This window comes from Streptomyces griseocarneus (assembly GCF_014655595.1).
GTDB lineage: Bacteria > Actinomycetota > Actinomycetes > Streptomycetales > Streptomycetaceae > Streptomyces > Streptomyces griseocarneus.
Genome location: NZ_BNBL01000021.1, coordinates 1 through 12,021 on the forward strand (window position 1 = coordinate 1; position 12,021 = coordinate 12,021).

Below are 12,021 nucleotides of genomic sequence, written 5' to 3' on the forward strand. Positions count from 1 at the left end.
CGCCGAACTTTTTTTAGCCGTAGGCCCTGGACCAGGAATGGTTCGGGGCCTACGGCATTTTTGCGTTGTGCCCACACTCGTGCCCATGCCCGTGCCCGTTCCTGTATTCGCATGACCCTTCAGCTATCCCCGGGGGGTGTGGGGAAGGGGAACGCCTCCCCCACACCCCCGGGATCAATTACTTCTGCTCGTCCTCCGCGGCGGCCCGCGTGAGTTCGATGTCCAAGGACTCGCGACGAATGCGCTGATCCATATACAGCAGAGCCGTCACCCCGGACGTAATGGGCAGGGCGACGGTCGAAGAAATGGTGGCGCTGATGCCGGTGATGATCAAGTAAGACCAGCTCATGGAACCGGGGGCGAACCCGGCGGAGAGGTTTTCAAGATCAGTAGAGGTGAGCAGTCCGATGACGGTCGACGGAATCTGGACCACTGTGCCGATCATGAATACAAGGAGAGCGGCGAGAAGCTGTATTCCGAGGATCCGCCATCCCGAGCCCCGTACCAGTTTCGCCGAGCGTCGCATACTCGCGATGGCGCCCTGCTTTTCCAGTACGAGCGCCGGCGCGGCGAGGCTGTAGCGGACCCAGAGCCAGGCGGCCAGGGCGACGGCCGCGAGTCCTCCGGTCGCCATCGCCAGCACCCCCGGACCTTCCGCACCGCTCGCGAGGAGCAGCAGGCCGGGCAGCAGGCCGACGCCGAAGACCCCCACGACCAGCAGCGGCACCAGGCAGAACAGTCCGGCCATGCTTCCCAGCTGGGGGCGGGTGCGAGCCCAGGCCTCGCGGGTCGTGACGGGCCGGCCCAGGACCGCGCGGCTCACGACGAAGGTGAGCATCGCGGCGGCGAAGACCGAGCCCACGAGGCCGACGAGCCCCATGACCGCCGTCCCGCCCAGGTCCTTCACCGCGGCGTCGAGCCACTCCCGCACCGGTGTGCTCTCGTCCAGGTCCGCCACGTCGGGCAGATCGCGGAGCCACAGTCCCGTGATGACGGTGCCGACGGCCTGGGTGGAGGCCGCGACGGCGAAGGAGACGCCCAGTGCCGTCTTCCAGTGCCTGCGCGCCGTGCTGAACGCACCGTCCAGGATCTCGCCGACGCTCAGCGGCCGTAGGGGGACCACACCCGGCTGCGGTGCCTGAGGCTGCTGGAGGCCGCCCCAGCCGCCTCCAGGGCCCCATCCCCCGGTTCCCCGGCCCTGGCCACCGCTGCTGTCGGCGTGGGCCCGGCCCCAGCCGGGCGGAATCCCGCCCGGAGACTCGTTCATTTGCATAGCTCCTTCTGACATTCCTTACCAGTCGGCCATCGTGTCACGGCCCCCGGCGGCGCCCCCCGGCTCGTGATGCTCGTAAGAGGGAGCCGGGTCGGGGAGGCCTTCAATAGTTGGTGTGCGCGGGGCAGACTGGACTAATGGCTGATCAGCACGCGGCACCCGCGTCCCGCTCCGGATCTTCCGCCGTCCCCGCCCTGCGCTGGGAGGACCTCCCCGAAGGCCCCGTGATCGTCCTCCTGGACCAGCGGCGGCTTCCCGCCGACGAGACCGAGCTGATCTGCACCGACGTACCCGCGCTGATCGAAGCGATACGGAGCCTCGCCGTGCGCGGTGCCCCCCTCCTGGGGGTCGCCGGCGCGTACGGGCTCGCGCTGGCGGCCGTACGCGGCTTCGACGTGGAAGAGGCGGCCGAGATGCTCGCCCATGCGCGTCCCACCGCCGTGAACCTCGCCTACGGCGTGCGTCGCGCCCTCGCGGCACATCGCCTCGCCCTCCGGGCCGGCGCGGGCCCGGAGAAGGCCGCCGCGGCCGCTCTCACCGAGGCGCGCGCCCTGCACCGGGAGGACGCCGAGGCGAGCGCGGACATGGCGGCGCACGGGCTCGCCCTGCTCCAGGAACTGCTGCCCGGCGGCGGCTACCGCATCCTCACCCACTGCAACACCGGTGCCCTGGTCTCCGGCGGCGAGGGCACGGCCTTCGCCGTGGCGGGTGCCGCGCACCGGGCCGGTGAGCTGCGGCGGCTGTGGGTGGACGAGACGCGGCCGCTGCTGCAGGGTGCCCGGCTGACCGCCTACGAGGCGGGCCGGGCCGGGATGCCGTACACGCTGCTCACCGACAACGCGGCGGGCTCCCTGTTCTCGGCCGGGGAAGTGGACGCCGTGCTCATCGGCGCGGACCGGATAACCGCGGACGGCTCGGTGGCCAACAAGGTCGGCAGCTATCCGCTGGCCGTGCTGGCCCGCTACCACCACGTGCCGTTCATCGTCGTCGCGCCGACCACGACCGTCGACCTCGGTACGCAGGAGGGCTCCGCGATCGAGGTGGAGCAGCGGCCCGGCCATGAGGTGACGGAGTTGCCGGCGACGGGCACGGGCACGGGAACGGGAGCGACGGCTTCTGTCACCGTCGCTCCGGTCGGTGCGCAGGCCTACAATCCTGCGTTTGATGTCACACCGCCGGAGTTGGTGACCGCGATTGTCACGGAAAACGGCGTTCTCTCACCCGTCACGGAGGCGGGTCTGGCGGAGCTGTGTGACAGGTCACGATCGGGTAATGGGATGATGTCGATATGAAGGGACGCGTCCTTGTCGTCGACGACGACACAGCACTGGCCGAGATGCTCGGAATTGTGCTTCGTGGTGAGGGTTTCGAGCCGTCGTTTGTAGCGGACGGCGACAAGGCTCTCGCTGCTTTTCGGGAGGCCAAACCCGATCTTGTATTGCTCGATCTGATGCTGCCCGGCCGTGACGGCATTGAGGTGTGCAGACTGATCCGGGCCGAGTCCGGGGTGCCGATCGTGATGTTGACGGCGAAGAGCGACACGGTCGATGTGGTGGTCGGGCTGGAGTCCGGCGCGGACGACTACATCGTCAAGCCGTTCAAGCCGAAGGAGCTGGTGGCCCGCATCCGGGCGCGTCTGCGCAGGTCGGAGGAGCCGGCACCGGAGCAGCTGACCATCGGCGACCTGGTGATCGACGTGGCCGGGCACTCGGTGAAGCGCGACGGGCAGTCGATCGCGCTGACGCCGCTGGAGTTCGACCTGCTGGTGGCCCTGGCCCGTAAGCCGTGGCAGGTGTTCACCCGTGAGGTGCTGCTCGAGCAGGTCTGGGGCTACCGCCACGCCGCCGACACGCGGCTGGTGAACGTGCACGTGCAGCGGCTGCGCTCGAAGGTCGAGAAGGACCCCGAGCGGCCGGAGATCGTGGTGACCGTCCGTGGTGTGGGCTACAAGGCGGGGCCGAGCTGACATGCCGGGCAACGGTGCCGCTCCGGAGCGGGACACGGGGCGGCCCGTCGGCACGTCGTCGGGCGGCATATCGTTCTTCCGCCGTCTGTGGCGTGCCGGAAGGCTGCTGTCGGACGGCGCGGGCGCGGCACCGGTGCATCCGCTGCTGCGTCTGTACGTGCGCTGGGTGCGGCGGCCGCTGCTGCCCGCGATGCGGCTGTGGCGGCGCAACATCCAGCTGCGGGTGGTCGCCACCACGCTGCTGATGTCGCTCGGCGTGGTGCTGCTGCTGGGCGTCGTCGTCATCGGGCAGGTGCGCAACGGCCTGCTCGACGCGAAGCGGCACGCCTCGCAGAGCCAGGCCGAGGGCGGTTTCAAGGCGGCGCGGGACGCCGCCGACCCGGGCGCGGAGGGACGCGGCCAGGACGGTTCGCAGTCCGGCGGCAGGGGCAACCCCGACTCCGGCGCGTGGCTGACCGCTCTGGTGCAGCAGCTGGCCAGCGGTGGCCAGGGTGTCTACCACGTGGTGGCGCTCAGCGCCGCCGGTGACGGCAGCGGCTCGTACGTGGGCGCGGGCGGTACGCGCGGCCCGCGGGCCTCGGGGGACATCGACCCCGAGCGCAGTGTGCCGGCGGATCTGCGCCGGCAGCTGGACGTGCGCACGGGCACCTTCGAGAAGCCCGGCACGATCAAGCGCAGCGCCTCGGACGAGGGCGAGCCGGCGCTGATCGTCGGCAAGCGGCTGTACGACGTCAACGGTGAGCCGTACCAGCTCTACTACCTCTTCCCCTTCACTCAGGAGGAGAAGTCGCTGAGTCTGGTCAAGGGCACGCTGGCGACGGCCGGGGTGTTCGTGGTGGTGCTGCTGGGCGCCATCGCGTGGCTGGTGGTGCGGCAAATCGTTACGCCGGTGCGGATGGCCGCGAGCATTTCCGAGCGGCTGGCCGCCGGCGTGCTGCAGGAACGGATGAAGGTCACCGGCGAGGACGACATCGCGCGTCTGGGTGAAGCCTTCAACAAGATGGCGCAGAACCTCCAGGTGAAGATCCAGCAGCTGGAGGAGCTGTCGCGCATGCAGCGCCGCTTCGTCTCGGACGTCTCGCACGAGCTGCGGACGCCGCTGACGACCGTACGGATGGCCGCGGACGTCATCCACGAGGCGCGCGACGGCTTCGATCCGGTGACCGCGCGGTCGGCGGAGCTGCTCTTCGGGCAGCTCGACCGCTTCGAGTCGCTGCTGGCGGACCTGCTGGAGATCAGCCGGTTCGACGCGGGCGCGGCGGCCCTGGAGGCCGAGCCGATAGACCTGCGCGACGTGGTGAACCGGGTGATCGACGCCGCCCTTCCGCTCGCGGACCGCAAGGGCAGCAGGCTGCTCGTGCGCGGCGGTGAGCAGCCGGTGATCGCCGAGGCGGACGCGCGGCGCGTGGAGCGGATCCTGCGCAACCTCGTGGTCAACGCCGTGGAGCACGGCGAGGGCCGGGACGTGGTGGTGCGGCTGGCCGTGGCCGGCGGCGCCGTGGCGGTCGCGGTGCGCGACTACGGCGTCGGCCTCAAGCCGGGCGAGGCGACGCGGGTGTTCAACCGCTTCTGGCGGGCCGACCCCGCCCGGGCCCGGACGACCGGTGGCACCGGCCTGGGTCTGTCGATCGCGGTCGAGGACGCGCGGCTGCATGGCGGCTGGCTGCAGGCCTGGGGCGAGCCGGGCGGCGGTTCGCAGTTCCGGCTGACCCTGCCGCGCACGGCCGGCGACACGCTGCGCGGCTCGCCGATCCCGCTGGAACCGGACGACTCGCGGCGCAACCGCGGGGTGAACGAAGCGGGGGTGCCGCAGGCGCTGCCGGGAAGGCAGGCGCCGGTGCCGGCGCAGACCAGGAACGTACGCCCGACGGCGGACCCGACCGCCCTGCCGGGCAGCGGGGCGCGCGTGGTGCCGCGTCCGGGCGGGACGCTCGGCGGGGACAGGAACGAGAAGAACGGTGACCGGGCGGGCCACGGGTCCGCGGGCGGCGGTCGCGGGACGACCGGGGGTGACCGTGACGGTCAGGCGTAGGGTCCGGCGGGTCATCGGCGACCGTGGCCGCCGGGCGACGGGTTTCGGCGTGCTGGCGGTCAGCGGCATGCTGCTGGCGGGCTGTGCCTCGATGCCCGGCAGCGGGGAAGTGACCTCGGTCGACTCCTCGCAGCGTGCCGACGCCGACGCGCAGGTGCGGGTGTACGGCGTGCCGCCGCGCAAGAGCGAGCACCCCCAGGAACTCGTGGCGGGCTTCCTCGAGGCGACGACGAGCGACGACCCGGACTACGAGACGGCCCGGATGTACCTGGCCAAGAACGTCAAGCGGCAGTGGGACCCGTCCGCGTCGACCACCGTGCTGGACCGCACGCCGCAGGTGCGCGTCGAGCGCCGCGGCGGCGACCGCGAGCAGTCCTACACCGTCACGCTGACCGGCCGGCAGATCGCGCAGGTCGACGCCAAGCACGCGTACAAGCCGAACGAGCGCCAGTTCACGACGACCCTGCACATGGCGCGGGAGGACGGCGAGTGGCGCATCGACGCGCTGGACGCCGGCCTGGTGCTGGGGCTCTCCGACTTCCAGCGCATCTACCGGTCGGTCAATAAGTACTACTTCGCCGAGCTGGGGCCGGACGGGGGCGGCGCGGGCAGGGCCCGGGGCGTGCTCGTCGCGGACCCGGTCTACCTGCGCAAGCGGATAGACCCGGTGACCTCCGGAGTCAAGGCGCTGCTGGACGGGCCCACGAACTGGCTGGACCCGGTCGCGGGGACGGCCTTCCCCACCGGTACGCGCCTGGTCGAGCCGCGGCTGTCCCTGGACGATTCGAACGCCCTGAAGGTGCGGCTGAACGACCGGGCGGCCGGCGCCAACCAGGAGCAGTGCCGGCGCATGGCCGCGCAGCTGCTGTACACCGTGCAGGAGTCGGCCAAGGTCACCGATGTGACGCTGCAGCGCAAGGACGGCTCGCGGCTGTGCGCGCTCGGCAGGGAGCAAGCCAAGGAGTACGCGTCGGACCAGACCTCCGGGCGGCCCGACCGCCAGTACTTCGTCGACGGCCAGCACCGGATGGTGAGCCTGGCCGACACCGACCACGAGGCGCGCCGGGTGCCGGGGCCGTTCGGCACGGACGGGGCGGCCCAGTTGCGGTCGGTGGCGGTGGACCGCGACCAGCACCGTGCGGCGGGAGTGTCCGCCAACGGTCAGTCGTTGTTCGTCACCCATCTGCAGGGCGGCGCGCCGCTGGGCGAGGCCCGGGTGAACGTGCACGGCGGCGGCTCCGCGAAGACGGGGCTGACCGCGCCGAGCTGGGACGGGCTGGGCGACCTGTGGGTCGCGGACCAGGACCCGGACCGGCCGCGGCTGCTGCGGCTGGCGGGCGGCACGGGCACGCCGGAGGAGGTCCAGGTGCCCGGGCTGGACGGCGGGCGGATCAGCGGGGTGCGGGTCGCGGCGGACGGCGTCCGGATCGCGCTGCTGGTGACGAAGGGCGACCATACGGTCCTCAAGCTCGGCAGGGTCGAGCGCCGGGGCAGCGTGGGGCGGCCGAGTCTGTCGGTGCAGGAGTTGCGTGCCGTGGCGCCGCGGCTCGAGGACGTCGGCGCGGTGTCGTGGTCGGGTGCGAGCCGGCTGCTGGTGGCGGGCAGCGAGCAGGGCGGCCTGCAGCAGCTGCAGTACGTCGAGACCGACGGATCCCAGCAGAACGGCTCCGGGCTGCCCGGCATCACCGGGGTGCGCGGCATCGCCGCGTCCGAGACGCCCGGCAAGGCGCAGGCGCTGGTCGCCGAGGGCGACGGGGGCATCTTCCGGCTGCTGCCGGAGTCGAACTGGAAGCTGGTGGGCAAGGAAGGCTCGGCTCCGGTCTACCCGGGGTGACGGGTTCCTGCCCTTGGTGACGCCCCGGTGTTTGTGCTGGCCGGGGCCGGTCTTCCGGGTTTTCCACAGGGGTGGCGGGGTCGCGGCCGCGGCGGGACAGTGGATGCATGCGCGGGTGGTGGCGGGAGATCACGGGCCTGGTGCTGCCGCCGGTCTGCGCGGGTTGCGGGCGGCCCCGGGTCCTGTTGTGCGAGGAGTGCCGCGTGCGGCTGTGCGGCGGGCGGGCGCGCCGGGTGCTGCCGGATCCGGTGCCGCCGGGGCTGCCGTCCGTCCACGCGACCGCGCGGTACGCGGACGCGGTGCGGCATGTGCTGCTGGCGCACAAGGAGCGCGGGGCGATGGGGCTGGCCGAGCCGCTGGGCGCCGCGCTGGCGGCCGCGGTCGTGGGGGCGCGACGCTCGGGCGCGGGTGGGGATGTGCGGGACGGGAGTGCCCCTTTACTGCTCGTCCCGGTGCCTTCCGCGCGGAGCGCGGTGGCCGGGCGGGGGCATGACGCCGGGCGCCGGATCGCCCTCGCGGCGGCGGGCGGGCTGCGCGGTGCCGGGGTGCCGGCCCGGGTGGCGGGCGTGCTGCGGCTGCGGCGGGCGGTCGCGGACCAGTCGGGGCTGGACGCCCGGCAGCGCAGGGCGAATGTGTCGGGGGCGATGGGGGTAGCAGAGAGGGTGGGACGCCTGTGGCTGCAGGGAAAGCAGGTGATGGTGGTGGACGACCTGATGACGACCGGGGCCTCCCTGGCGGAGGCGGCGCGCGCGGTGTCCGCGGCGGGCGGCCGCGTCGTGGGGGCCGCCGTGGTCGCGGCCTCTTCGCGCGCTTTCGAAAACCACCGGAACTGACGGAGAAGGCCCTTCGTTCCTGAGGGAAACGGCAGGAAAACACCTGAATGGAGGTACGTCGCGGTAGGGGGTACCGACGGGCTTCCCAGCGAGATATGTTCGGTTGTGAGGAATGGCAAGAGCTATGCCTCATATCTCCGATTGGCGCGTTTCGTACGCCTTCGATGAAGCTTGAGAGAAGCGCGAAGGGGCTCGAAGCCAGGGGGTGTAGATCTTGTCGACGGGGGAGGAGGAGGTGGAAACCGCCTAGTCGGTGGCTCCGGGGATCCCCGGAGCCTGTTGCAAGAGGGATGCGCTCCGCAACCTTCGGCGGGGCGATCCGGGAACGGAGTTCTGCGTGGACATCGTCGTCAAGGGCCGCAAGACAGAGGTGCCCGAGCGGTTTCGCAAGCACGTGGCCGAGAAGCTGAAGCTGGACAAGGTCCAGAAGCTGGACGGCAAGGTGATTCGCCTCGACGTGGAGGTGTCCAAGGAGCCCAACCCCAGGCAGGCCGACCGTTCGGACCGGGTGGAGATCACGGTGATCTCCCGTGGACCGGTGATCCGGGCGGAGGCCGCGGCGACGGATCCCTACGCCGCGCTCGATCTGGCAACCAACAAGCTCGAGGCGCGGCTGCGCAAGCAGCACGACAAGCGCCACGACCGCCGGGGCAACGGACGCATCCCGGCGAGCAACGTTGCGGCGGCCGTCATCGGCGCCGCGGAACTCAACGACAGCGGTCAGCTGGCTTCGGAGCAGCAGACGGGCGGGGTGCCCGTCACGCACATGGGTTCGCTGGAGGTGCAGGGCGAAGGACCGCTGGTGGTCCGCGAGAAGACCCACTCCGCAGCCCCGATGACGCTCGACCAGGCGCTCTACGAAATGGAGTTGGTCGGCCACGACTTCTACCTCTTCGTCGACTCCGAGTCCAAGCTGCCCAGCGTCGTCTACCGGCGACACGCCTACGACTACGGCGTCATCCGCCTCAACGCCGACCCCCTCTTCGAGGCGGAGCCCGGCGGCTCGGGCGGAGCACTCGGAGGCTGAAGCGTGCGGCCACGGCCGTGATGCGCGGCCGTGGCCCGCGTGAGCCGTTGGACCCGTGAAGGTGCCCCAGGAACGCCGGAGCGCTCCCGGGGCACCGCCGTGCGACCGCGAAGAGCACTGCCCGGCGCCCCGGCATGAAATCATGAGGGGCCAACCTCCGGTCCTCCGAAACCGGTTGGGGCGGCGCAGACTGTGCAACCGCGAGGGGCCATGGCCTTCAGGGGGAGGAACAATGGCGGACAGGTTCGGACTCGTGACCGGGCCCGGCGAGGACGACGACGAGGGCGCCCACCCGGACCGGGAGGCCGCCCCGGCGGAGCCGATCCGGGTCCTGGTCGTGGACGACCACGCCCTCTTCCGCCGGGGACTGGAGATCGTCCTCGCGCAGGAGGAGGACATCCTGGTCGTGGGGGAGGCCGGGGACGGCGCGGAGGCGGTGGACAAGGCGGCCGACCTGCTGCCCGACATCGTGCTGATGGACGTCCGCATGCCCAAGCGCGGCGGCATCGAGGCCTGCACCTCCATCAAGGAGGTGGCCCCCAGCGCGAAGATCATCATGCTGACGATCAGCGACGAGGAGGCCGATCTCTACGACGCCATCAAGGCCGGGGCGACCGGCTACCTCCTCAAGGAGATCTCCACCGACGAGGTGGCGACCGCGATCCGCGCGGTGGCGGACGGGCAGTCCCAGATCAGCCCCTCGATGGCGTCCAAGTTGCTGACCGAGTTCAAGTCGATGATCCAGCGCACCGACGAGCGACGGCTGGTGCCGGCGCCCCGGCTCACCGACCGCGAGCTCGAGGTGCTCAAGCTCGTGGCGACGGGGATGAACAACCGCGACATCGCCAAGGAGTTGTTCATCAGCGAGAACACCGTCAAGAACCACGTCCGCAACATCCTGGAGAAGCTGCAGCTGCACTCCAGGATGGAGGCCGTGGTCTACGCGATGCGGGAGAAGATCCTCGAGATCCGGTGACCGGAGGCCGGTGACCCGAGCCGGTGACCCGAGGCCGAAGGCATGAGGCCGCCGGCTGCCGGCCCGTGATTCCGGCGCCCCCGGCCCGTATCCCGTAGGTCAGCCGAGGGCGGAGACCAGCGCCGCGGCGAGGCGGGCGTCGTCGCAGCGCTCGACGCGCACGGCGTCGCAGCCCACCCACTCCGCGGCCTCCCGCAGCGCCCGGGCCATGGGCTCCACGGCCCGGGGCCCCTCGAGGGAGACCTGCCGGGCCACCAGCGTCCGCCCCTCGCGGGCCGGGTCCACCCGCCCGGCCAGCCGGCCGCCCGTCAGCAGGGGCATCGCGAAGTAGCCGTGCACCCGCTTCGCCTTGGGCACGTACGCCTCCAGCCGGTGCGTGAAGCCGAATATCCGCTCCGTGCGCGGCCGGTCCCAGACCAGGGAGTCGAACGGCGACAGCAGCGTCGTGCGATGCCGCCCCCGGGCGTCGTCGGCCAGCGCCGCCGGGTCCGCCCAGGCCGGCTTGGACCAGCCCGCCACCGCGACCGGCACCAGGCCCGTGCCCTCGATGACCGCGTCCACCTGCTCGCCCTTGAGCCGGTGGTAGTCGGCCAGGTCCGCCCGCGTGGCCACCCCCATCGCCGCGCCGGCCTGCGCGACCAGGCGCCGCGTGCACTCGGCGTCGTCGAGGTCATCGTGGAGGAGCGCGTCCGGCACCGCGCGGTGGGCCAGGTCGTACACCCGCTTCCAGCCGCGCCGCCGCGTGCACACCACCTCACCGGTGTCCAGCAGCCACTCCACCGCGATCTTGGTCTCGGACCAGTCCCACCACTCGCCGCCGTTCCGCGCGCCGCCCAATTCCGCCGCCGTCAGGGGACCGTCCGCCTCGAGACGGGCGCGTACGGCCGCGCACGAGCGCTCGGAGTCCTTCATCACGTGCCAGCGGTGACCGCGCGCCCGCAGGGCGCGGCGGCGGAAGGCGAAGAGCGGCCACTCCTCGACGGGCAGGATGCACGCCGCGTGCGACCAGTACTCGAAGGCGTGGTCACCGGACCAGTACGCCTCCTCGACCGCGTCCCGCCCGACCGCGCCCAGGCGGGCGTACGGGACCAGTTCGTGCGAACGCGCCAGCACCGAGATCGTGTCCAGCTGGACCGCGCCCAGCCGGCGCAGCACTCCGCGCGTCGCCGCGCGCCGGTCGGGCGCGCCGAGCAGGCCCTGGGCGCGCAGCGCGAGCCGCCGGGCCTCGTCGGCGGACAGTTCGGTCTCGGGCCTGGGCGTCGCGGTCGTACGGGCGGTGCCCGCACGGCCGTTGGGGGCGGCGGTCGTCATACCGAGCACCCTAGAGCCGGCCACTGACATCGCCGCGGGGAAGATCAGCCGCGCTCGGGAAACGGCAGGTAGGGCGTCCGCGTCGGCATGCCGAGGTCGGAGGGGAGCAGCGAGCCGGTCCAGGCGTCGCGGCGGGTGCCGTTGTGGTGGATCTTCGCGCGCTGGATCCCCTCCATCCGGAAGCCGACCTTCAGCGCGACGCGGCGCGAGCCTTCGTTCCCGGCCTCGGCGGACCACTCCAGGCGCTCGACGCCGAGGTCCTCGAAGGCCCAGCGGATCACCTCGCGCGCCGCCTCCACGGTGTGGCCGCGGCCGCGGGCCTCCTTGGCGGTCCAGTAGCCGAGCTCCGCCTGCCGCTCGGGGGCGCGCAGCTCGGCGAGCCGGAGCAGGCCCATGGAGCCGACGAGGCGGTCGTCGTCGCGGCCGAAGAGCCCGAAGTTGTACATGGAGTCGTCGCGCCATCCGTTCGGGGACATCTCCTCGACGAAGGCGCGGGCGTCCTCCAGCGAGTAGGGGGAGGGCACGTGGGTGTAGCGCGGAATGTCCGGGTCCTGGCAGGCGGAGTGCACCGCGGGCACGTCGGCGGGGGTGAAGGGGCGCAGCACGAGCCGTTCGGTGGTCAGCTGTATGGGCTCCATGGCCGGAGTGTAGAGAGAAGCCCGCAAAACGGCGTCCGAATATCGGTGCCCGGCACCTTCCGGGAGCGCCGTTCGTTCTCCCTGCGGGTGACACCCGGCCTGGGTGGCGACGGACCTCCCGGCGCGGCGGG

Annotated in this window: 10 protein-coding genes; 7 read left to right on the forward strand and 3 right to left on the reverse strand. The window is 72.0% G+C overall.

The genetic code is table 11. The features are described from left to right. Positions 1-178: 178 nt before the first annotated feature. On the reverse strand, positions 179-1,267 hold the full coding sequence (locus IE295_RS32185; protein WP_224323608.1) for a glycerophosphoryl diester phosphodiesterase membrane domain-containing protein: 1,089 nt from the start codon (positions 1,265-1,267) through the stop codon (positions 179-181). Positions 1,268-1,410: 143 nt separating this feature from the next. On the opposite strand from IE295_RS32185, the gene mtnA reads away from it, so the two are divergent. The 7 genes from mtnA (at position 1,411) to IE295_RS32220 (ending at position 9,941) form a co-directional block, all read left to right on the forward strand. Beyond that, positions 1,411-2,565: an S-methyl-5-thioribose-1-phosphate isomerase gene (gene mtnA / locus IE295_RS32190; protein ID WP_190067345.1), complete on the forward strand. Its 1,155-nt coding sequence runs from the start codon at positions 1,411-1,413 to the stop codon at positions 2,563-2,565. Then, a complete protein-coding gene (gene mtrA, locus IE295_RS32195; protein ID WP_010356958.1) occupies positions 2,562-3,239 on the forward strand; it encodes a two-component system response regulator MtrA in 678 nt (225 codons plus the stop codon). The genes mtnA and mtrA overlap by 4 nt, the downstream gene beginning before the upstream one ends. Before the next feature lies 1 nt (position 3,240). Further along, the gene (gene mtrB / locus IE295_RS32200; RefSeq protein ID WP_190067346.1) at positions 3,241-5,271 is read left to right on the forward strand and encodes an MtrAB system histidine kinase MtrB; all 2,031 of its coding nucleotides are present in this window, start codon (positions 3,241-3,243) and stop codon (positions 5,269-5,271) included. Then, complete coding sequence (locus tag IE295_RS32205; RefSeq protein ID WP_224323609.1) at positions 5,255-7,105, forward strand: LpqB family beta-propeller domain-containing protein; 1,851 nt, start codon at positions 5,255-5,257, stop codon at positions 7,103-7,105. Before mtrB ends, IE295_RS32205 begins: the two co-directional genes overlap by 17 nt. A 107-nt stretch (positions 7,106-7,212) precedes the next feature. Further along, the gene (locus IE295_RS32210) at positions 7,213-7,938 is read left to right on the forward strand and encodes a ComF family protein (protein WP_190067347.1); all 726 of its coding nucleotides are present in this window, start codon (positions 7,213-7,215) and stop codon (positions 7,936-7,938) included. A gap of 337 nt (positions 7,939-8,275) precedes the next feature. After that, positions 8,276-8,965, forward strand: coding sequence for a ribosome hibernation-promoting factor, HPF/YfiA family (hpf, locus tag IE295_RS32215; protein WP_190067348.1), 690 nt, complete (start codon positions 8,276-8,278; stop codon positions 8,963-8,965). 232 nt (positions 8,966-9,197) lie between these two features. After that, complete coding sequence (locus IE295_RS32220; protein WP_190067349.1) at positions 9,198-9,941, forward strand: response regulator; 744 nt, start codon at positions 9,198-9,200, stop codon at positions 9,939-9,941. 99 nt (positions 9,942-10,040) lie between these two features. Here IE295_RS32220 and IE295_RS32225 read toward each other — a convergent pair whose 3' ends face one another. Both IE295_RS32225 and IE295_RS32230 read right to left on the reverse strand, forming a co-directional pair. Continuing rightward, positions 10,041-11,252 (reverse strand): winged helix-turn-helix domain-containing protein, encoded by a 1,212-nt coding sequence (locus IE295_RS32225; RefSeq protein WP_372479915.1) that lies wholly within the window; start codon positions 11,250-11,252, stop codon positions 10,041-10,043. Positions 11,253-11,296: 44 nt separating this feature from the next. Further along, the gene (locus tag IE295_RS32230; RefSeq protein ID WP_190067351.1) at positions 11,297-11,890 is read right to left on the reverse strand and encodes a GNAT family N-acetyltransferase; all 594 of its coding nucleotides are present in this window, start codon (positions 11,888-11,890) and stop codon (positions 11,297-11,299) included. Positions 11,891-12,021 lie beyond the last annotated feature (131 nt).